The sequence below is a fragment of the Pseudomonas orientalis genome, from assembly GCF_002934065.1.
Lineage (GTDB): Bacteria > Pseudomonadota > Gammaproteobacteria > Pseudomonadales > Pseudomonadaceae > Aquipseudomonas > Aquipseudomonas orientalis_A.
This window is the reverse complement of record NZ_CP018049.1, coordinates 2,308,272-2,328,218: the sequence shown is the minus strand read 5'-3', so window position 1 is coordinate 2,328,218 and position 19,947 is coordinate 2,308,272. Positions and strand designations below refer to the sequence as shown.

The following is a 19,947-nucleotide window of genomic DNA, read 5'->3' as shown; positions in this document are numbered from 1 at the left end:
GCCCCCGATAGCGGTGTGTCAGTCTCAATATCTTTGACTGAAAGATCGCTATCGGGGGCAAGCCCCCTCCCACATTTTTAACCGTGTTTATCGCAGGCTCTTCTCCAGCCAAGACTTCAGGTCCTGGATTTCCGCTTCGCTGATCGTATGGTTCATCCCGGGATACCCATGAAATTCCGGCTTCAACCCAATCCCCTCGAGCACCGCATTCGCCCGCGTCCCCAACGCATAAGGCAGCGCCTGGTCCAACGTGCCATGGCCGATAAAGATCGCCAGCTTGGCCAACGCTTCATCCTGCTTGAGCTCGGCCTTGAGCACCGGCAACACACTGCCGCTCAGGGCCGCTATGCCACGCAGCAGCTCGGGCCTGCGCAAGCCCACTTCATAGGACATGATCGCCCCCTGGCTGAACCCGACCAGAAACACACGATCACTCATGGTGTGGTACTTGGCGGTGGCCTTGGCCACAAAGTCTTCAATCAGCCTGGCGCTGCTGTGCAGATCGGCGGTCACGCCATCGTAATCACCGTCACCGGGGGCCTTGGTGAACCAGCGATAGCCACGTGGCTCCACCGGCAGCGGCGCACGCACCGACAGGTAGGTCCAGGTGGAGGGCAGCGCATCCTTGATGCCGAACAGGTCTTCCTCGTTGCTGCCAAATCCATGCAGGAAAATCACCAGCGGTTGGTTGCGTGAATCGCCCTGGGTTTGCTCCAGGTACGACAGCGGCAAGTCGGTGTGCAGGTCGGCATCCGCCTGGGCGACACCGGCCAGCAGGGTCAGGGTGAGCGCGAGCAATTTGAGCATGGAAACTGTCCCTCAGGGTTTGCGCAACAAATAGGTGTCCATGATCCAGCCATTGGCGAGCCGCGCAGCCTTGCGTACCCGTTGGATATCTTGCGCCACGTCAGCCACTTTGCCGCTGATCAGGATTTCGTCCGGCGTGCCCAGGTAGGCGCCCCAATAGATGTCCAGGTCTTGATCGGCCACGCTGCGGTAGGAATCTTCGGCATCGAGCATCACCACCAGGGTGTCGGCATCACTCGCCTGCCCCGCCGCCAGGCGCCGCCCGGTGGTGATTTCGATGGATTTACCGATCCGGTTCAACGGCACTTTATGCCGGGCCGCCAGGGCCTGCACGCTGGTGATGCCGGGGATCACCTCAAACTCGAATTCACAGCGGCCGTCGGCCAGGATCGCCTGCAGGATGCGAATAGTGCTGTCGTACAACGCCGGGTCACCCCAGGCCAGAAACGCGCCCACTTCGCCGTCGGCCATTTCCTCGTTGATCATACGCTCGAAGGTTTGCTGCTTGTCGCGGTTGAGGTCCCGCACGGCGGTGGTGTAGTCGATATCACCGCGCGCGCGCTCAGGGCAATCGGCCTCGACAAAGCGATAGCCAGGCTCGGTGATGTAGGTCTCGCAGATTTCACGCCGCAGGTCGATCAGTTTGTCCTTGCTCTGGCCCTTGTCCATCAGGAAGAACACGTCGGTGCGGTTCAGCGCCTTCACGGCCTGCATCGTGATGTAGTCGGGGTTGCCGGCGCCGATGCCGATGATCAGGATGCGTTTCATGGGTTGCTCTCATTGCGGAGCGTGGATTTTGCCATGATCAGGGGGTCAGGCGTGAGTTTCCAGACGCAGGCGCCAGACTGCATTGAAGCGCAGTTCGGTGCGCGACAGCGGTTCAACGTCGATCCGGTAGAACATCGAGACTGGGCACTGCATGACGAACAGCAGCGCAGCGCGGATAACGAACGGATGGGTCACTGCCAGCACATGGCCGGGCTGACGTTCCTGGGACTTGATCCAGTCCCCGACCCGCGTGCACAACTGCTCCACCGACTCGCCGCCATGGGGTGCGGCGGCGCTGTCGGTGAGCCAGGTGTTCATCCCATCGTTGTCGAGATCGCCGATTGCCTGGCCTTTCCAGTGCCCCAGGTCCAGATCGCGCAGCGACTCTTCGATGCACGGCTGCGCACCAAATAACGCGGCCGTCTGCCGGGTTCGCGCCTCCGGCCCGCACACCAGGCGCACAGCCTTGGGGTAATGGCCTGCCAAAGACAGTTGCGCGTCTTGCCAGTCCATGAGCAGCGACTCGTCATCGGCAAAACGTGCCTGTTTCTGCGCCGCCGTGGCCGCATGGCAGATCAGGGTCAATCGGGTAGCCTGCACGCCATTCGCTCCGCCGGGATCAGGCCGCCAAGCCTGGCGCAGTTAACGCCTCAATGCAACGCCCGGCGACCGCGCCCTCAAGCCAATGCCGCCGCCGCAGGCACTGCCGCCGGGCTGGTGCTGGCCACGAAGTCCTCCTTGCGCAGCAGCACCAACGCGATCAGCGACACCACCCCGGTCGCCACATAGAAGTACCAGGGCGAGGTGATGTCACCGGTCACCTTGATCAGCCAGGTGGAGATCAGCGGCGCGCTGCCGCCAAACACCGCGACCGGCACGTTGTACGCAACGGCAATCCCGGTGGAACGGATGCGCGTGGGCAGCAGTTCGCTCATCAGCGCATAGGTAGACGAAGCGTACAGGCCGAACAGAATCGCCACCGCCATTAACGGCGCGAAGAAGGTTGCCGGCGTGGCGGTCGGTGCCATCTTGAACAGCCAGAACATCGCCAGGGTCGCCAAGGTGCCGATCACCATCAGGAACGGCTTGCGCCCGTACTTATCGGTGAAGGCGCCGCCGAACGGCATGACGAAGGCCGCCGAGAAACTGGCGACGAACACATAAAGCAAGGTGGTGCCGCTGTCGAACTTGAGAATCTTGGCCATGTAGGTCGAGGCAAAGGTCAGCACCAGGTAAAAAATCGAGCTGTGCAAGGTGATGATGAAGAACACCAGGGCAATCGCGCGCTTCCACTGCCAGACTTCACGCAGGGGTGCGCGAGAAGTTTGCCCGGCGCGTTGCAGGGCAAGGAACTCGGGGCTGTCTTCGAGCTTGAGGCGGATGTACATGGAAATGAAGCCCAGGGGCGCGGCAATCAGGAACGGCACGCGCCAGGCCCAGTCCTGCATCATGTCGGCGCCCAGCACCCAGGTCATGCCATTGGCCACGGCGCCGCCCAGCAGCAGGCCAAGCACGGCGGTGACCATCAACCAGCAGGTGGCAAAGCCGCGTCGGCCGGGACCGGCGTATTCGGAAATGAAGCTGGTGACCGTGCCGATTTCACCGCCCGCCGAGAAGCCTTGTACACAGCGCACCAGGATCAACAGAATCGGGGCGGCGATGCCCAGGGTCGCGTACGTGGGCAGCAAACCGAGCATCACCGTGGAGCCGGTCATCATCACCAGCGCCATGATCAGGGTTTTACGCCGGCCGATCTTGTCCGCCAGCGGGCCGAAGAACAGCCCGCCCAGGGGCCGGATGAAGAAGCTCAGGGCGAACGCGGCAAAACTGGCCAGCAGGCTGGTGGTGGGGTCGTCGGAGACGAAGAACGCCTGGCCGATATAGACGGCAAGAAAGCCGTAGACGCCATAGTCGTACCACTCGATCAAGTGGCCGGAGGTGGCACCGAGAAACGCGCGGCGGCGTTTGCGGACAGTGTCGTGCGCGTGATTGCCCATCGAGGGGACTCCTTGTCTGTTTGTCGATCCATGCTAAAGCGCGGCGATACTCGCTGCTTTGAGCCATTGCCGCAAGTCGGTCTTGAGGATTTTGCCGTAGCTGTTCTTGGGCAATTCGTTGCGCCACACGTATTTTTTCGGTTTTTTGAACGACGCCATGCGCGCCAGGAACCATGCCGTCAGCTCGCCTTCGTCGAGGGGCCGGCCGCTGCGCGTGACCACAAATGCCACCACTGACTCGCCCCATTGCGGGTCTGGCTCACCCACCACGCACACTTCAAACACCTCGGGATGCTGGGCCAGCACTTCCTCGACTTCGCGCGGATACACGTTGCTGCCGCCGCTGATAATCACATCCTTGGAGCGATCCGTCAGGGTCAGGTAGCCGGCGGGGTCGAGAAAGCCGATATCACCGGTCAGCAACCAGCCATCGACCAGGGCCTGGCGGGTGGCGTCGGGGTTACGCCAGTACCCCTGCATGACCGTGGCGCCTCTTACGGCAATTTCGCCGCGCGTTCCCGTGGGCAGCGGTTGGTGCCCGGTATCGAGAATGCGGATTTCCACGCAGGCTTGCGCATAACCAACGGACGCGGCCAGGGTCGCCCAGTCAGGGCGCTGGCGGTCGGCAATCAGCCCGCGGGGCAGCACGCTGATGGTCATCGGGCTCTCGCCCTGACCGTAGATCTGCACCAAACGGGCGCCGAAGGTGTCGATGGCGTCGCGCAAGTCGGCCAAATACATCGGGCCACCGCCGTAGACAATGGTCTTGATGCCTTCGCCACTGTAGCCCTGGCGCCGCGCCTGCTCGACCATGCGCTTGACCATGGTCGGCGCGGCAAACAGCGAAACACTGCCCAGCTCGGCCGCCAGGCCAAACAGCTCGGCGGCGTCAAAACCGTTGGATGCCGGCACCACATGGCGCGCGCCGCAGCGTACGTGAATGAAGTTATAGAGCCCGGCGCCGTGGGACATCGGCGCGGCATACAGCGCCGCATCGTCGGCGCTCACCGGGTCGACATCGGTGGCGTAACACAACGACATGGCGATCAGATTGCCATGGGACAGCATCACCCCCTTGGAACGCCCGGTGGTGCCGGAGGTGTAGAACAGCCAGGCGAGGTCGTGATCCTGGCGCGGCACCGGTTGCTCCAGTGTCGACCCGCCACGGTCAGGCGGCAGCACGCGGCCATCGACCTCCGTGCAGCACAGGGGCAGATCCCGCGATGAAAACACCCGGCCGCCATCGGTAAAGATCAAGCGGGCCTGGGCGTTATCGGCGATCCACGCCGCCTCGGTCGGATGCAGCTTGGCGTTGATCGGCACCGCCACCGCCCCTATCCACCAGATGGCGTAGAGCAACTCCAGGTAGTCGCAGCTGTTTTTCATCAGCACTGCCACCGCATCCCCCGGCTGCACGCCGTGTTGGTCCAGCAACTGCGCGGCGCGCTGGCGCACATGAGCGGTGAAGGTGGCGTAGTCGGCCACTTGCCGGGCGCCGTCGAACAATGCCGGGCGTTGCGGGTCGCGACGCTGGGTGTCGTGCAACCAGTTGGCAATGTTCATCACTCAGTACCGGCGCGCATGCAGGACCGAGGCGTAGTTGGCCACCGCCATGCCCCCCATGTTGAACACCAGCCCGAACTCGGCGTTGGGCACCGCCAGGCCGATCGGCTCGCCGGTCAATTGCCGGAACGCCAGGGCATGCATCGAGACGCCGGTCGCGCCGACGGGATGGCCCTTGGCCTTGAGCCCGCCGGACAGGTTCACCGGCAAGCGCCCACCGGCGCGCACCACGCCGCTGTCGAGCACACGGTGCCCCTCGCCTTTGGGCGCCAGGCCCATGGCTTCGTAGATCAGCAGCTCGGCGATGGTGAAGCAATCGTGCACCTCGGCGAAACTCAGGTCGGCCAGGGTTACGTTCGCCCCGCGCAACGCCCCATGAATCGCCCGCTGCGGACCTTCAAACGCGAGGATGTCGCGCTGGGCGATGGGCAAGGTGTCATTGACCTGGGTCATCGCGCGAATCTGCACATCGCGACGAAACGCCCGCGCCCGCTTGGGTGAAGCCAGGATGATCGCCGCCGCACCGTCGCTGATCAGCGAGCAATCGGTGAGGCGCAGCGACTCGGCCACGAACGGGTTGCTCTGGGACACGTTGTTGCAATGCTCGAAATTCATCTCCCGGTGCATCTGCGCCAACGGGTTGGCCATGGCATTGGAGTGGTTCTTGGTGGCGATCGCCGCCATCGAGCCCAGCGGGCTGTGGTAGCGCTCGGCGTATTGGCGTGCGGCGCGGCCGAACAGCTGCGGGAAACTCAGGCCGGCCTCGGCCGCGTCGTTCTGGTAACCGGCGCCGGCCAGCGCCTGGGTAACGGCGGCCGTGGAGGTGTGGGTCATTTTTTCGGCGCCCACCACCAGCACCAACTCGGCGCTGCCGGACAGGATCGCATTGACCCCGGCCTGGATCGCCGCCGAACCGGATGCGCAGGCGTTCTCACAGCGCGTGGCCGGCTTGAAGCGCAGCCCGGGGTCGGCCTGCAACAGCAACGAAGCGGCAAAGCCATCGGGCACCAGCCCGGCATTGAAGTGCCCCAGGAACAGCGCGTCGATCTGCGATGCCTCGAGGCTGGCATCGCTGAGGGCCTCACGCGTGACCTGAACAATCAGATCCTCCAGCGTGATGCCTTCCAGGCGACCAAAACGCGAATGACCAGCGGCAACGATAGACACGCAATCAACAGGCATAATCAATTTCTTCTGTGCTTGAACCGGACTTTCCCTACAATGACCCACCTCAGGGCGCGGGCCAATTCGTGTAACTACTTACATGGATAAGTAGTCCGCCAGTGAGTTGAACAACGAGGCAGGATGCCATGACCGTGTTTACCCAGCCATTGAAAGACCTCGAACGCCTGGCGTTCAAACTGTCCCCCGCTCCGCAGTTGGTCACCAGCAACCGCGTGATCCTCGACTGCAACGACGCGTTCCTGAAACTGTTCGGCTATACCCGCCAAGCGCTGGTCAATCAATTGACCTTGCTGATCTACCCGTCCCAGGCCGACTACCAAGCCATTGGCAAGCGCAGCCATGATTGGCTGCTTGACAGCGACAACGGTTTTTATTCCGACGAGCGTTTCATGCAGCATCGCAACGGCGAGGTGTTCTGGGCCAAATCCCATGGCTACACCCTCACCCCCAAGGACCCGTTCAAGCTGATGATCTGGCACTTCGAACGCCTGGACCGCAGTCACCAGGGCACAGGGGACCTCACGCCAAGGGAGCGGGAAATCGCCATGCATATTGTCAACGGACTCAAATCCAAGGAAATCGCGTTGCGTTTGGGCATATCCCATCGCACGGTGGAAGTGCACCGGGCGCGGTTGATGAGGAAATTGCAGGCCAAGACGGTGGTGGAGTTGGTATCGAAGATCATCATGGTGGCGTGAGGGGGCAAGCCCCAATACCAGCCAGGGTAGGAGCGAGCTTGCTCGCGAAAAACTCACAGGCGCCGCGTTCATTCCGGAAGCACGCGTTATCGTTGACGTTTTTCGCGAGCAAGCTCGCTCCTACAGAGGGCAAGCCCCCTCCCACATCTGGACCGGGATCGACACAAAGCGAACGGTCAAGCCACACTGGCCGCACGACTCTCCTGCTTCAAACTCTCCATATCAATCACAAACCGATATTTCACATCGCCCTTGAGCATCCGCTCATACGCCTCATTGATACCCTGGATATCAATCATCTCAATATCCGAAACAATCCCGTGCTGGGCACAAAAGTCGAGCATCTCCTGGGTTTCCTGAATCCCCCCGATCAACGAACCCGCCAGGCTGCGACGCTTGAAGATCAGGTTGAACACCGCAGGCGACGGATGCGGACTGTCAGGCGCACCGACCAGGGTCATGGTGCCGTCGCGCTTGAGCAAGCTGATAAAGGCATCCAGGTCATGCGGCGCAGCGACGGTGTTGAGGATGAAGTCCAGGCTGTTGGCAACCCTGGCCATTTCATCCGCGTTCTTCGACACCACCACCTGATCGGCGCCCAGGCGCAGGCCGTCTTCGCGCTTGTTCGGTGAAGTGGTGAACAGCGTCAAATGGGCGCCCATGGCGTGGGCAATCTTCACCGCCATATGCCCAAGCCCGCCGAGGCCGACCACCCCGACTTTCTTGCCCGGGCCGACCTTCCAGTGGTGCAGCGGCGAATAGGTGGTAATCCCGGCACACAGCAACGGCGCCACCGCCGCCAGGTGGGTGTCACCGTGGGAAATGCGCAGCACGAACGGCTCCTTGACCACGATGTTGTCAGAATAGCCGCCATAGGTGTTTTCACCGCCGAACAGCGGCCCGTTATAGGTGCCGGTGAAGCCGTTCTCGCAATACTGCTCCTCGCCCTCGGCACAGGATGCGCAGTGTTGGCAGCTGTCAACCATACAGCCGACACCGGCCAGGTCACCCACCTTGAACTTCGTTACATTGGCGCCGACCGCCGTCACACGGCCGACGATTTCATGGCCGGGCACCGAAGGATAAAGGGTGTTGTTCCACTCGTTGCGAGCGGTGTGCAGGTCGGAATGGCACACCCGCAATAAAGAATGTCGATCTGTACGTCATCCGTCCCGGGGGCGCGGCGCTCAAAGGCAAAGGGCTTGAGCGAATCCTTGGAGCCCCGAGCGGCGTAGCTGTAAGTCTTGGCCATTTCGTTCATCTGCGTGATCTGACGGAAGAGTGCGGTGGACACGCCGGGCCGCTGAAACGTTCAACCGAGCACGTCCATACAATTCGCGCTGCGCCGTGCCCCCTAACCTCACGGCTTTCGAACCTGCACAAGCGCTGGAGAGTGGGCATGCGTAACAAAGCAATCAAGGTATTCGTGGCACTGACGCTGTTGGCAAGCGCAATGATCAACTGCGCGCTGGCCGCCACCCCAGGCGTCGCCGTGGCGCCACAATATGACACCAGCCACGTGTATGTGGCGCCGGCCGATGTCGAGCGTTTCGCCCGGAGTTTCCTTGCCACGTTCGGCGGCAAAAGCACGCCCCAGGTGGTGGTGAATGTACTGCCGGTGCCGAGCAGTACCACCTCGCAATTGCTGCAGACCCCGGCGGGCACGGTATCGTTGTTCGGCTTTACCACGCCCGTACCGCACCCCTTCGGCCAGGAGCGTAACGGCTATCTGGTCAAGGACATGGACGTGGCCCTCAAGGCCGCGCGGGAGAACGGCGCCGATGTGATCGTCAGCGACTTTCCCGACCCCATCGGCCGGGACGCGGTGGTGCAGTGGCCGGGCGGCGTCAACATGCAACTCTACTGGCACACCAAGACCCCGGATTACGCGGCGTTCGAGACCATTCCGGAAAACCGCGTGTATGTCTCCAACGACAGCGCCGAGCGCTTTATCAAGGCGTTCCTCGGTTTCTCCCACGGCAAGGTCGTGAGCGACGACACGCACGCTCCCGCCGTTGATGTCGGCCAGGCGGGCGGCACTTACCGACGTGTGGAGCTCGAATCGCCCTTCGGGCGCATGACCGTGCTGGTCACCAACGGCCAACTGCCCTACCCGTTCGGCCACGACACCACCGGTTATCAGGTCAGCGACCTGGCCACGACCCTCGGCAAGGCCACAGGGTCCGGGGCCAAGGTGCTGGTGCCCGCGTTCGACAGCAAGGGTCGGCGCAGCGCACTGGTTGAATTCCCCGGCGGTTATGTCGCGGAAATTCACCAGCTCACCGCGGCAAAATGATTCGTCACACAGGCTGGAGCCTGGCCGTGCTGTGGCCGCTGCTGGTCGGCAGCGTCCATGCCGAGGATCAACCGAGCCGACCGGCGATCAAGGCCAATCGCTGGCAGGAAGACTGGTCGGTGCTCAAGGACCCGGCGCTGCGCACGCAGCCACTGGACAACCTCAAGTATATCCCGCTGTCCGGTACCGACCCGTTCACCTACCTGTCCCTGGGCGCGACCTTGCGCGAGCGCTTCGAGATGAATGACGCCAGCGGTTTCGGCGTAAAGAACGTGGCCCGTGACCGCTATTTGATCCAGCGCTTTCAGGTGCATGCCGACCTGCACTTGAATCAGCACTGGCGCGTGTTCACCCAGCTTGAAGACGTGCGCGCGTATGACAAGACCACGATCGGCGGCGCCGATCAGAACCGTGTGGATCTGCGCCTGGCCTTTGCCGAATACGTGAACACCTTCAGCAGCGGCACGTTCAAGAGCCGGATCGGCCGTCAGGATTTCGCCTTCGACTTGCAGCGCTTCATTTCGTCACGGGACGGCCCGAACGTGCGGCAGTCGTTCGATGCGTTGTGGGCCGACTGGGAAACGCCGAACTGGCGCTTTATCGGGATCGCCAGCCAACCGGTGCAGTACCAGGATGGCCGGCATTTCGACGACAAATCCAACAGCGATGCGCGCTTTCACCTGCTGCGGGTCGAGCGCCTGGTGGGCGGCACGAACGAGCTGTCGGCCTACTACGGCGTGTACGAACGCAGTGCCGCGCACTACCTGGACGCCGATGGCGACGAGACGCGCCAGTTGTTCGATGCGCGCCTGGGGGGCGAGGCACAGGGGTTCGACTGGGACATCGAAGCCATGCTTCAAGGCGGCTCGGTGGGCAGCAAGAACATCCGCGCCTGGGCCGGCGGCAGCCGCACCGGCTACACCTTTGACAGCCTGGCGTGGAAACCGCGCGTGGGCCTGCAACTGGACATTGCCTCCGGCGACCGTAAAAGCGGTGACGGCACGGTCGGCACCTTCAACCCGCTGTTCCCCAACGGCTACTATTTTTCCCTGGCGGGCTATACCGGCTACAGCAACCTGATCCACGTCAAGCCGTCGATCACCGTCAAGCCCATCGCCAGGCTCAGCGTGCAAACCGCCGTCGGCCTGTTGTGGCGGCAAACCACTGCCGATGCCGTCTACACCCAGCCCAGCGTGCCGGTCGCCGGCACCGCAGGCCAAGGTGAACGCTGGACCGGCGCCTACGGCCAGTTGAGAACCGACTACGCCTTCACGTCGAACCTGACCGGCGCGGTCGAAGCCGTGCACTACGCGGTCGGCCAGACCCTGCGCGATGCCGGCGGACACGACAGCAACTACCTGGGCATGGAACTCAAGTTCAGCTGGTAACGCCGGCAAGCACACCGATACAAGCCGCGCGTCGGCTTTGACGCAATAGTGGCGTGGTTTTCACCCACTCTTTTCATGCAGACAAAGGAGCTTCAGATGAGCACATTCGTTGCCAAAGACGGTACCCAGATCTATTTCAAGGACTGGGGCAGCGGCAAGCCCGTGCTGTTCAGCCACGGCTGGCCGCTGGATGCCGACATGTGGGAATACCAGATGGAATACCTGAGCAGCCGTGGCTTTCGCACTCTCGCGTTCGACCGCCGAGGCTTTGGCCGCTCGGACCAGCCGTGGACCGGCAACGACTACGACACCTTCGCCGACGATATCGCCCAGTTGATCGAACACCTGGACCTCAAGGAGGTGACCCTGGTGGGCTTCTCCATGGGTGGCGGTGATGTGGCCCGCTACATCGCGCGCCATGGCAGCGCACGGGTCGCCGGGCTGGTGCTGCTCGGCGCCGTGACGCCGATCTTCGGCCAGAAGGACGATTACCCGCAGGGCGTGCCCAACGACGTATTCGATGGCATCAAGGCCGGCCTGCTGAAGGACCGTGCGCAGTTCATCAGCGATTTCAACACGCCGTTCTTCGGGCTCAACAAGGGCCAGAAGGTCTCGGAAGGTGTACTCACCCAGACCCTGCAGATCGCCCTGCAGGCCTCGCTCAAATCCACCGTGGACTGCGTGACCGCGTTCTCGCAGACCGACTTCCGCGCGGACATGGCCAGCATCGACGTGCCGACCCTGGTCATCCACGGTGACGGTGACCAGATCGTGCCGTTCGAAACCACCGGCAAAGTCGCGGCCCAGATGATCGAGGGCGCGCAACTGAAGGTGTACAAGGACGCGCCCCACGGGTTCGCCGCCACCCACACCCAACAGCTCAATGAAGACCTGCTGGCCTTCCTCAACCGCTGAAAATCCCCTGTGGGAGGGGGCTTGCTCCCGATGAGGGTGTATCAGTCGATTCATTCAGCGACTGACACACCCTCATCGGGAGCAAGCCCCCTCCCACATTTGAATCACCTTGACTATCAGGCAAAGCGCTGCCCCAGTGTCAGTCGCCCCGGCCCGGCGATCAGGATGCTGGTAAAGATGATCATCAACAGCCAGCCAAACTGCCCTTCGAACAGCGTCCACTGCGGATGCACCACCAGCAGCGCGATCACCAGCACCGCCAGGATCGGCAGGCACGCCAGGCGCACCAGCACGCCCGCTACAATCAACAACGGGCACAGCACTTCGGCGAAAATCGCCAGCCACAAGGTGACAGACGCACCCAGGTGAAACGGGTCTTCGATCAGCTTCAGCTGTTCGCTGTAGTTGAGCAGTTTCGGCAACCCATGCACCCACAGCAAAAACAGCGCCCCGCTGACTCGCAGAAACAACAGCCCGATATCCTGATTTCTTGTTTCGTTCATACGCCACCTGTGTCCGTCGAAATGACCGACCGCCAGTGTGGTCCTGATCATGACAATGGGCTTGCAGGGGTGTGCTGACTTCGCAACCGGCGCCATTGAGGTTGCACTGCTGCTGGAAGCGGGCATCATCTGGCTGAACCGTCGACCGCTCGCCACGGTCCCACCCATACGCTCATCGTTACAGGAACCCGTCCATGACCCTGCCTCAAGAAATGACCCTGATCGAAATCACCACTCCCGGCGGCCCCGACGTGCTGCAGCCACGTCGCGCAGACGTGCCGGTGGCCGGCCCGGGCGAGATCCTGATTCGCGTGCATGCGGCCGGGGTCAACCGTCCCGACGCCCTGCAACGCGCCGGCAAATACCCGATGAAACCCGGCATGAGTCCGATTCCAGGCCTTGAAGTGGCCGGTGAAGTGGTGGCGCTGGGCGAAGGCGTGCATCAATATGCGCTTGGCGACAAGGTCTGCGCCCTGACCAATGGCGGCGGCTATGCGCAGTTCTGCACGGTGCCGGCCAGCCAGGCGTTGCCGATTCCCGAAGGCATGGACTGGATTCAAGCGGCGGCCGTGCCGGAGACCTTCTTCACTGTCTGGGCCAACCTGTTCGGCCTCGGCGGCGCCTGCAACGGCCAGCGCGCGCTGATCCACGGCGGCACCAGCGGTATCGGCACCACCGCCCTGATGCTCTGTCGGGAATTCGGTATCGAGGCATTCGCCACCGCCGGCAGCGCCGATAAATGCGCGGCGATCGCCAAGCTCGGGGCGCAGCCGATCAATTATCGCGAAGAGGATTTTGCCCAGGTCATCGCCGAGAAAACCGCAGGTAAAGGCGTCGATGTGATTCTCGACATCATGGGTGCCTCCTACCTCAACAACAACCTCAAGGCCCTGGGCATGGACGGCCACCTGGTAATACTGGGCTTCCTCGGCGGCGCCAAGGCCAATGAGGTGGACCTGCTGACCATCCTCGGCAAACGCGCGGTGATCACAGGCTCCCTATTGCGCGCCCGCACCCGCGAAGAAAAGGCCGCCATTGCCGAGCAGTTGCGTGAACACATTTGGCCGGTGCTGAGCCAGGGGCGTTGCCTGCCGATCATCGACAAGGTGTACGAATACACCGACGCCGCCCAGGCTCACGCACGGATGGAAGGTGGGGACCATATCGGCAAGATTGTGTTGCGCGTCGAATAAACCAGCCCCCTGTGGCGAGTGAGCTTGCTCCCTCTGGAGCATAGATATCCACACAACTCAGCAGCGCCCAACCGTAACCACGATGCGAAGCGAGTCGCTCTTGATCTTGATCTGCTTTTGATCTCAGGCGCCCCGTTAAACCACGCTGGCCGAACGCAGGCTTGAATCCGTGGGTAACCCGGCAGGACGCCGGGTTAGCCGCACTGGGCCAGGGATGGCCCATTGCGGCGGCCCACGGATTCAAGCCGGAGAGAGGGCACACCGAGCCTAGGCGAGGTGCCGAGTGGTGGGGCAAGAGCCCTTTTGGTTACTTTTGGGGCTCTTTTCCAAAAGTGACCCGCTGTAAAGGCGGAACCAATAGAAGCCGTTACCGCAGAAACGGATATGTACTCGGTCCAATCCAACATCCTGGTCGGCCCAGAGGCCGCCATCGCGGGCAAGCCCCCTCCCACATTTGGATTGTGGAGCATCAGTAAGGTAGTCATAGGCTGACGAGTAGCCACGGGGAGCAAGTCGAATCGTCGCACCGCCCCTCCCACATTTGGACCTCGGAGCGTCAGGTAGATACGCGTTAGCTCCCTCGCCACAGGGTAGCTGTCGAGCTCAGCCTGGTTGGACATATTCCGGATAATCCACATACCCCGCCTCGGTCCCGCCATACAACCCCTCAGCCTTCAACGCATTCAACGGCCAGCCATTGAAGATCCGCTGCGGCAGGTCCGGGTTGGCAATGAACGGCCGGCCGAATGCAATCAGGTCCGCCAGCCCGGCTTCCACCAGTGTTGCACCGCGTTCAGCGGTGTAGCGGCCGGCATAGATGATGCATCCACTGAAAGTGCTGCGCACGGCCTGGCGGAAGCTGTCCGGCAGGTCGGGAGCATTGTCCCAGTCGGCTTCGGCGATGGAGACATAAGCGATACCCGACTGCTCCAGCACCTTGATCGCTTCAATATAGGTGTGGTGCGGGTCTTCTTCCACCAGGCCGATGTAGACACGCTCCTGATCGGTGCCACTGAACAACGGCGAAAAACGCACGCCGACGCGCTCAGGGCCGACTACGCGGCACACGGCATCGACGATTTCGCGCAAAAAGCGCAGGCGATTGTCCAGCGTGCCACCGTATTCATCATCGCGCTGGTTGGAATGGGCCGAGATGAACTGGTTGACCAGGTAACCGTTGGCCGAATGAATCTCCACTCCGTCGAAGCCGGCGTCCAGGGCATTGCGCGCCGCCTGTGCGTAGTGGCCGACCAGCTCCTCGATCTCCAGCACCGTCAGGGCGCGGGGGACCGGCGGTTGTTTGAGCTCGCCGGCACCCGGTGCCGTTTCGATAAAGGCCTTGGCCTGCAGGGCCTGGATGGCCGAGGGGGCGACTGGTGCGGCGCCGTCGGGTTGCAAGGCATTGTGGGACACGCGGCCCACATGCCACAGCTGGGCAAAGATCACGCCGCCCTCGGCATGCACCGCCTCGGTGACCTTGCGCCAGCCGTCGATCTGCGCCGGCGTATAGATCCCCGGCGTCCACGCGTAACCCTGGCCGCGAGGTTCGATCTGGGTGCCCTCGCTGACCATGAACCCGGCGCTGGCGCGTTGACGGTAGTACGTGGCCATCAAGTCGGTGGCGATATCGCCCGGTTGCGCGCTGCGCTGGCGGGTCAGGGGCGGCAGCACGATGCGGTTGTTCAGGGTGTGATGCCCCAGTTTTACAGGGGTGTTCAACGGATGAGCCATGGGGATATTCCAAATTCAGGACGAGCGAAAACACTGGCGACTCTTGCGAGCCGCCACATGCATCAATCGGTGGGGTTAAGTCGGTGGGGTTAAGTTAAGCGGTGAGGTTCAACAGGGCCTTGGCCACTTCACTGGAGCTGCCGGGGTTCTGCCCCGTCACCAGCAGACCATCGACAATCACGAACGACTGCCAATCGGCGCCCTTCTCGTACTTGCCGCCCAGTTTCTTGAATTCATCTTCCACCAGGAACGGCACGACGTCAGTCAGGCCCACGGCGGCCTCTTCCGAGTTGGAGAACCCCGTGACGCGACGGCCCTTGACCAAGGGCTCGCCGTTGACCGCCTTGACGTGACGCAAGGCGCCCGGTGCATGGCAGACCAACCCGACAGGCTTGCCGGCACGCTCGAACGACTCGATCAGCGCAATGGACACCGGCGACTCGGCCAGGTCCCACAGCGGGCCGTGGCCGCCCGGGTAGAACACGGTGTCGAAGTCATCGGCGTTGACCGCGTCCAATTTCACCGTAGTGGCAAGGGCCTGCTGCGCGGCAGGGTCGGCGTTGAAGCGATGGGTCTGTTCGGTCTGGGCATCGGGCTGATCGCTGACCGGGTCCAGCGGCGGCTGGCCACCGGCAGGCGATGCCAGCACCACCTCGGCACCGGCGTCCTTGAACGCGTAATAGGGAGCGGCAAACTCTTCGAGCCAGAAGCCGGTCTTGCGGCCGGTATCGCCCAGCTGGTCGTGAGAGGTCAGTACCATTAATACTTTCATGTTCCAGTGCCTCGATCGTGGTGGATAGCAGGGGTTTCGGGATGGCCCAACAACTGTCGGGTCAGGCCCAGCGCCTCATCGAACGGCGCGGTGGTACGGGTGATCTTGCCCATGACGCTGGTTCCCAGCCACAACGCGTACAGGCGTCGGGCCAGGCTTTCAGGGGATTGCTCAATCATCAGCGAGCCGTCTTGCACGCCGTGCTGCAACGCCGTGGCGAGCAACTCGATGGTGCGTGACGTGCCGCGTTGCAACGCCAGGCGCATCGGCTCTGAAAGGTCTGACACCTCGGCGCCGAGTTTGACGGCAAGGCATTTGCCGGCGTCGGTGCAGCCGGTGTGGTTGTCGATCCAGCCCTGCCAGTAGCGCATCAGCCTGGCGTAGTGGGACACGCCCGGCTGGCTGAACAGCTGCTGCATGCCCTCGATGTAGTGATCGAAGTAGGTATCGAGCAGCACCACCCCGAACGCATCCTTGGAGGTGAAGTAGTGATAAAACGAGCCCTTGGGCACCTCGGCGGCTTGCAGGATTTCGTTCAACCCCACCGCAGAAAATCCCTTGGCGCCGACAATCGCTTGTGCACTGTCAAGAATGGTCTGCCGTGCGCTTCTGGTTTGGCTGTGCATGCTTGGCCCCTTGCGATTAGACCAGTCGTCTAGTTCGTTGGGGCAATGTTAGGGACCGGGGCGCAGGCTCACAATGTCATATCCGCAAGGATTCCGGACATTCGCCACCGGCAGTTGCCGTTTACCCGGCACGCGCCGACAATCCTCCCTCCCGCGCCCCTTGGAGAATGACGATGCACAGCGTTGCGCTGATGGTTTACCCGAACTTCCAATCCCTGAGCCTCAGCCTGGGCTCGGTGTTCGAGTGCGCCAACCTGCTGCGGGGCGAGCCGGCCTATGCCTTTCATCTGGTGTCGGAAAGCGGCGGCGCCGTCATGACGTCCCAGGGGTTTTCGGTAAACACCACGGCGATACGTCCCGAGGGCTATGACACGCTGATCGTCAGCGGCTACCTGGAGTTTCGCCTGCCGGAAGCCAATCTGCTGGAGATGGTCAAGGCGGCTTCTGCGCAATCGCGCCGCGTGGCCTCGCTGTGCATGGGCATTTTCGTGCTGGCCGAAGCCGGCTTGCTGGAAGGCAAGCGCACCACCACCCACTGGATCCACGCGCCGGCGTTTCGCAAGCGCTACCCGCACATTCGCCTGGAAGACGACAAGTTATTCGTGGTCGACGGCCAGGTGTGGACCGGCGCCGGCATGAGCGCCGGGGTCGACCTGGCACTGGCGATGGTGGAGAACGATCTGGGCAGTGACCTGGCCCGGCGCATCGCCCGCAAGCTGGTGATCGCACAGCGGCGCGGCAGTGAACAATCGCAACTGTCAGCCCTGCTCGAACTGGACCCCAAGTCCGACCGCGTACAACTGGCCCTGGCCTACGCCCGGGAAAACCTCACCCACGACCTGTCGGTGGACGCCCTGGCCGAGGTCGCCCGCCTCAGCCCGCGCCAATTCAGCCGGGTGTTTCGCGAAGAAACCGGGCAGACGCCGGCCAAGGCCATCGAAGCGCTGCGCGTGGAAGCGGCACGGGCCATGATGGAAACCAGTCGCCACCCGGTCGAAGTCGTGGCCCGCGAAACCGGGTTCGGTGATCGTGAGCGCATGCGCCAGGCGTTTCTCAGGGCGTTCGGGCAACCGCCGCAGGCGATGCAGCAGGTGCTCTGCGGGCGGGTCCAGTAATCGATCAATGCAGTGAAGCGTGGGTAATCAGGTAGCTCATCAGGTGCGGCTCATCGTCCAGCTCCAGGGTCTGCACCGGACGCGGCAGGTTATCCAGCACCGTGCGCCAGAACGCCTGGGACACTTCGTCCTGATCAAAAAAACGCACCAGCCAATTGTCCTCACCGCTGCACAGCACCTGGGTGGCGATGGCGCGGCCGATGCCTTTGCGGCGGTAGCGCTTGAGGATGAACAGGTCGGCCAGTTCCAGGGCGTTGATGCCCGGCAGTTCGCTGCCTTCGATCAGCAGGAAGCCGGCGATATAACCGTCCACCAGTAACAGATTGGCGCTCCATTGCGGGTCTTGCCAATAGCGGGTCAGGTGCTCGTCGTGGATGTAGAAACGGCCATCGGCCTCGACGTCTTCCTGTTCCCAGTCCGAAGACTCATACGCGTAGTACTGGTAGAGATTGCGGATCAGCTCGGCGTGTTCAGGGCCGGTCTGGATCAATTCAACGGTGGTTTCAGGCATGGGGCTCTCGGTGAAAAAACGCAGGGCGCCATTGTTCACAAAAGCGCTGTCCAGCGCCAATACATTGCCCAACCTTTCTATTGGCTGAACCGATTGCAGATAGCGACCGCCCAGGCCGAAATCCTGAAACATTTAGAATAAACTTTGCCGGTTATCCCTTTTTTCAAGGACTTGTATTTTGACTAACGTCTGCTCCGCCGGCCTGGATGTGGGGTTCGCCTCCCTGGATTACCTGCAGATTTTCATCCTGGGGGTGATCCAGGGCATTACCGAGCTGCTGCCGGTGTCGTCCACCGCCCATATGCGCGTAGTCCCCGCCCTGCTCGGCTGGCAAGACCCGGGCTCGGCGTTTTCCGCGGCGATGCAGTTGGCGGCGCTGGCGGCGGTGGTGAGCTATTTTTGGCGCGACGTGCAACAAGTGACCACCGGCAGCATCAGTGCCGTACGCCGGGGCGACTACAACGACCGCTGGTTCAAGCTGGCGGTGGCGATTGTGCTGGCAACAATTCCGATCTGCATCGCCGGCCTGGTGCTGTCCTCGACCTTGAACACCTGCAACTCGCCGTTGCGCGGGCTGATGGTGATCGGCATTGCCTGCGTGGTGATGGCGGTGTTGCTGGCGGCGGCTGAACTGCGCGCCCGCCACACCCGCGACGTAAGCCAGATGCGTCTGCGTGATGCGCTGATCGTCGGGGTCGCGCAGATTGGCGCGTTGATCCCCGGCGTATCGCGTTCGGGCTCGACCTTGACCGCGGCGCTGTTCCTGAACTTCAAACGCGAAGAAGCCGCACGGTTCTCGTTCCTGCTGGGCCTGCCCGCCATTGCCCTGGCCGGTTTGAAAGAACTGTGGGTGCTGCTGCACACCGACATGCCCGCCCATGCCTGGCCGCATTTGATCTTCGGCCTGGTGGTGGCGAGCATATCGGCGTTCTTCGCCATCTGGGGCCTGATGAAGTTTCTGGAACGCTTCTCCACCTGGCCGTTCGTGATCTACCGCGCGCTGCTGGGGGTGTTTTTGATCGTGGCGGTCAGCACCGGCTTGCTGGCCTGATGCTACGTTGTCGCCAGTGAGTGGTCCCACACCTGGCGAATCAGCGCCTTGAGCTTCAGCGCCTCGGCCCAGCGATCACTGAGCTCTCGGCCGTCCGCGCCGGTGATCGCGTAAGGCGGCGGGCCGAGTTCGCAGGTGAACGACAGGCTTCGCGGCGTCTCGGGGCGGGCCAGCCAATCCTCGATCCCGTAGCGCCACCATCCGGTAAATCGTTCTACCCACGGCTGATGCTGCGGGAAATCCAGCGCCACCTGCACCTGTTCACTGCTGGCCACGCGGCCATGAAAGCCCCAGCTACGGCGCAGGATGGTACGTATGTGCTCATCGTCATCGGCGTCGCCGGGCTCGGGCAATTCGCGCCCGACCACGTAGTGGGACAGATCGGCCAGCAGTTTCAAGTCAGGCATGTGCGCCAGCAGGTCGAGGGTGAACAGCAGATCACTGGTCAGTCGATAACGGTGGGTTTCCAGCAGGATCGGGAAATCCACCTGCTCGGCCAGGCGTTGCCAGCCTTCGATCAACCGTCCCGCCTCGGCCTGGGTACGCGGACGCACGTCGGCTTGCAGGGTCAGGTGGTGACAGCCATAACGGTTGATCACCTCCAGGGCACGCGCCAGGTCGTCCACCGTCTGCGGGAACAGTTGCCCTTCGATCTGCAAGCCCCGCGCAGCGGTGGCTGCATGCAGGCGCGCAACTGCGTCGGCCTGCCAGTAATGGTCGGTGACGCCATCGAAACCGGCGGCGGCGATGCGATCCAGCTGCGCCTCGATCGGGCCGGGTTCGGTTTGCATCGCCCATAAGGATTGAAATACCAGCAATTGGCGCATA

Annotated in this window: 19 protein-coding genes and 1 pseudogene; 7 read left to right on the top strand and 13 right to left on the bottom strand. The window is 62.5% G+C overall.

The genetic code is table 11. The features are described 5' to 3' along the window. Positions 1 to 87 precede the first annotated feature (87 nt). The 6 genes from BOP93_RS10640 to BOP93_RS10615 form a co-directional block, all read right to left on the bottom strand. Positions 88 to 807: an alpha/beta hydrolase gene (locus BOP93_RS10640; RefSeq protein ID WP_104502565.1), complete on the bottom strand. Its 720-nt coding sequence runs from the start codon at positions 805 to 807 to the stop codon at positions 88 to 90. Positions 808 to 819: 12 nt separating this feature from the next. Then, a complete protein-coding gene (gene cobF, locus BOP93_RS10635; protein WP_065884716.1) occupies positions 820 to 1,575 on the bottom strand; it encodes a precorrin-6A synthase (deacetylating) in 756 nt (251 codons plus the stop codon). A gap of 45 nt (positions 1,576 to 1,620) precedes the next feature. Further along, entirely contained in the window at positions 1,621 to 2,175 is a 555-nt protein-coding gene (locus BOP93_RS10630) for a histidine phosphatase family protein (RefSeq protein WP_104502564.1), read from the bottom strand. 77 nt (positions 2,176 to 2,252) lie between these two features. After that, positions 2,253 to 3,572, bottom strand: a complete 1,320-nt coding sequence (locus BOP93_RS10625) for an MFS transporter (protein ID WP_104502563.1) — start codon at positions 3,570 to 3,572, stop codon at positions 2,253 to 2,255. 33 nt (positions 3,573 to 3,605) lie between these two features. Further along, on the bottom strand, positions 3,606 to 5,135 hold the full coding sequence (locus BOP93_RS10620; RefSeq protein ID WP_104502562.1) for a class I adenylate-forming enzyme family protein: 1,530 nt from the start codon (positions 5,133 to 5,135) through the stop codon (positions 3,606 to 3,608). Positions 5,136 to 5,138: 3 nt separating this feature from the next. Next, positions 5,139 to 6,317 (bottom strand): acetyl-CoA acetyltransferase, encoded by a 1,179-nt coding sequence (locus BOP93_RS10615; protein ID WP_104502561.1) that lies wholly within the window; start codon positions 6,315 to 6,317, stop codon positions 5,139 to 5,141. 128 nt (positions 6,318 to 6,445) lie between these two features. Here BOP93_RS10615 and BOP93_RS10610 point away from each other — a divergent pair, with 128 nt between their 5' ends. Continuing rightward, positions 6,446 to 7,018 (top strand): LuxR C-terminal-related transcriptional regulator, encoded by a 573-nt coding sequence (locus BOP93_RS10610; RefSeq protein ID WP_104502560.1) that lies wholly within the window; start codon positions 6,446 to 6,448, stop codon positions 7,016 to 7,018. Between the two features lie 176 nt (positions 7,019 to 7,194). Here BOP93_RS10610 and BOP93_RS10605 read toward each other — a convergent pair. After that, positions 7,195 to 8,270 (bottom strand): annotated as a pseudogene (locus tag BOP93_RS10605) (NAD(P)-dependent alcohol dehydrogenase). 147 nt (positions 8,271 to 8,417) lie between these two features. Here BOP93_RS10605 and BOP93_RS10600 point away from each other — a divergent pair. From BOP93_RS10600 to BOP93_RS10590, 3 genes are all read left to right on the top strand, one after another. Next, positions 8,418 to 9,314 (top strand): VOC family protein, encoded by an 897-nt coding sequence (locus BOP93_RS10600; protein WP_104502559.1) that lies wholly within the window; start codon positions 8,418 to 8,420, stop codon positions 9,312 to 9,314. Then, positions 9,311 to 10,702 (top strand): alginate export family protein, encoded by a 1,392-nt coding sequence (locus BOP93_RS10595; RefSeq protein WP_104502558.1) that lies wholly within the window; start codon positions 9,311 to 9,313, stop codon positions 10,700 to 10,702. The genes BOP93_RS10600 and BOP93_RS10595 overlap by 4 nt, the downstream gene beginning before the upstream one ends. A 96-nt stretch (positions 10,703 to 10,798) precedes the next feature. Continuing rightward, positions 10,799 to 11,617: an alpha/beta fold hydrolase gene (locus BOP93_RS10590; RefSeq protein ID WP_104502557.1), complete on the top strand. Its 819-nt coding sequence runs from the start codon at positions 10,799 to 10,801 to the stop codon at positions 11,615 to 11,617. 116 nt (positions 11,618 to 11,733) lie between these two features. On the opposite strand, the gene BOP93_RS10585 is transcribed toward BOP93_RS10590, so the two are convergent. Then, on the bottom strand, positions 11,734 to 12,120 hold the full coding sequence (locus BOP93_RS10585) for a DoxX family protein (protein ID WP_104502556.1): 387 nt from the start codon (positions 12,118 to 12,120) through the stop codon (positions 11,734 to 11,736). 194 nt (positions 12,121 to 12,314) lie between these two features. Here BOP93_RS10585 and BOP93_RS10580 point away from each other — a divergent pair, with 194 nt between their 5' ends. Beyond that, a complete protein-coding gene (locus BOP93_RS10580; RefSeq protein ID WP_104502555.1) occupies positions 12,315 to 13,313 on the top strand; it encodes an NAD(P)H-quinone oxidoreductase in 999 nt (332 codons plus the stop codon). 603 nt (positions 13,314 to 13,916) lie between these two features. Here BOP93_RS10580 and BOP93_RS10570 read toward each other — a convergent pair. The 3 genes from BOP93_RS10570 to BOP93_RS10560 all read right to left on the bottom strand — a co-directional run bounded on the left by BOP93_RS10570 (position 13,917) and on the right by BOP93_RS10560 (position 16,442). Beyond that, complete coding sequence (locus tag BOP93_RS10570) at positions 13,917 to 15,044, bottom strand: alkene reductase (RefSeq protein ID WP_104502554.1); 1,128 nt, start codon at positions 15,042 to 15,044, stop codon at positions 13,917 to 13,919. Between the two features lie 94 nt (positions 15,045 to 15,138). Beyond that, positions 15,139 to 15,816 carry a type 1 glutamine amidotransferase domain-containing protein gene (locus BOP93_RS10565; protein ID WP_065884738.1) on the bottom strand — a complete coding sequence of 226 codons (678 nt, stop codon included), beginning with the start codon at positions 15,814 to 15,816 and terminating at the stop codon, positions 15,139 to 15,141. Further along, on the bottom strand, positions 15,813 to 16,442 hold the full coding sequence (locus BOP93_RS10560) for a TetR/AcrR family transcriptional regulator (protein ID WP_104502553.1): 630 nt from the start codon (positions 16,440 to 16,442) through the stop codon (positions 15,813 to 15,815). The genes BOP93_RS10565 and BOP93_RS10560 overlap by 4 nt, the downstream gene beginning before the upstream one ends. Before the next feature lie 173 nt (positions 16,443 to 16,615). Between BOP93_RS10560 and BOP93_RS10555 the strand changes: the two genes are divergently transcribed. Then, positions 16,616 to 17,557 carry a GlxA family transcriptional regulator gene (locus tag BOP93_RS10555; RefSeq protein WP_104502552.1) on the top strand — a complete coding sequence of 314 codons (942 nt, stop codon included), beginning with the start codon at positions 16,616 to 16,618 and terminating at the stop codon, positions 17,555 to 17,557. Between the two features lie 4 nt (positions 17,558 to 17,561). Here the strand turns inward: BOP93_RS10555 and BOP93_RS10550 are convergent, their stop codons facing one another. Then, positions 17,562 to 18,200, bottom strand: coding sequence for a GNAT family N-acetyltransferase (locus BOP93_RS10550; protein WP_104502551.1), 639 nt, complete (start codon positions 18,198 to 18,200; stop codon positions 17,562 to 17,564). Between the two features lie 46 nt (positions 18,201 to 18,246). On the opposite strand from BOP93_RS10550, the gene BOP93_RS10545 reads away from it, so the two are divergent. Then, positions 18,247 to 19,119, top strand: coding sequence for an undecaprenyl-diphosphate phosphatase (locus BOP93_RS10545; protein WP_104502550.1), 873 nt, complete (start codon positions 18,247 to 18,249; stop codon positions 19,117 to 19,119). 2 nt (positions 19,120 to 19,121) lie between these two features. On the opposite strand, the gene BOP93_RS10540 is transcribed toward BOP93_RS10545, so the two are convergent. Next, positions 19,122 to 19,946 (bottom strand): sugar phosphate isomerase/epimerase family protein, encoded by an 825-nt coding sequence (locus tag BOP93_RS10540; RefSeq protein ID WP_104502549.1) that lies wholly within the window; start codon positions 19,944 to 19,946, stop codon positions 19,122 to 19,124. Position 19,947: the final 1 nt, after the last annotated feature.

Coding starts and splice junctions, on each gene's coding strand:
- BOP93_RS10625 (WP_104502563.1), bottom strand. CDS start 3,572: ATGGGCAATCACGCGCACGACACTGTCCGCAAACGCCGCCGCGCGTTT.
- BOP93_RS10540 (WP_104502549.1), bottom strand. CDS start 19,946: ATGCGCCAATTGCTGGTATTTCAATCCTTATGGGCGATGCAAACCGAA.
- BOP93_RS10600 (WP_104502559.1), top strand. CDS start 8,418: ATGCGTAACAAAGCAATCAAGGTATTCGTGGCACTGACGCTGTTGGCA.
- BOP93_RS10555 (WP_104502552.1), top strand. CDS start 16,616: ATGCACAGCGTTGCGCTGATGGTTTACCCGAACTTCCAATCCCTGAGC.
- BOP93_RS10640 (WP_104502565.1), bottom strand. CDS start 807: ATGCTCAAATTGCTCGCGCTCACCCTGACCCTGCTGGCCGGTGTCGCC.
- cobF (WP_065884716.1), bottom strand. CDS start 1,575: ATGAAACGCATCCTGATCATCGGCATCGGCGCCGGCAACCCCGACTAC.
- BOP93_RS10580 (WP_104502555.1), top strand. CDS start 12,315: ATGACCCTGCCTCAAGAAATGACCCTGATCGAAATCACCACTCCCGGC.
- BOP93_RS10560 (WP_104502553.1), bottom strand. CDS start 16,442: ATGCACAGCCAAACCAGAAGCGCACGGCAGACCATTCTTGACAGTGCA.
- BOP93_RS10620 (WP_104502562.1), bottom strand. CDS start 5,135: ATGAACATTGCCAACTGGTTGCACGACACCCAGCGTCGCGACCCGCAA.
- BOP93_RS10615 (WP_104502561.1), bottom strand. CDS start 6,317: ATGCCTGTTGATTGCGTGTCTATCGTTGCCGCTGGTCATTCGCGTTTT.
- BOP93_RS10570 (WP_104502554.1), bottom strand. CDS start 15,044: ATGGCTCATCCGTTGAACACCCCTGTAAAACTGGGGCATCACACCCTG.
- BOP93_RS10565 (WP_065884738.1), bottom strand. CDS start 15,816: ATGAAAGTATTAATGGTACTGACCTCTCACGACCAGCTGGGCGATACC.
- BOP93_RS10550 (WP_104502551.1), bottom strand. CDS start 18,200: ATGTTTCAGGATTTCGGCCTGGGCGGTCGCTATCTGCAATCGGTTCAG.
- BOP93_RS10585 (WP_104502556.1), bottom strand. CDS start 12,120: ATGAACGAAACAAGAAATCAGGATATCGGGCTGTTGTTTCTGCGAGTC.
- BOP93_RS10610 (WP_104502560.1), top strand. CDS start 6,446: ATGACCGTGTTTACCCAGCCATTGAAAGACCTCGAACGCCTGGCGTTC.
- BOP93_RS10595 (WP_104502558.1), top strand. CDS start 9,311: ATGATTCGTCACACAGGCTGGAGCCTGGCCGTGCTGTGGCCGCTGCTG.
- BOP93_RS10590 (WP_104502557.1), top strand. CDS start 10,799: ATGAGCACATTCGTTGCCAAAGACGGTACCCAGATCTATTTCAAGGAC.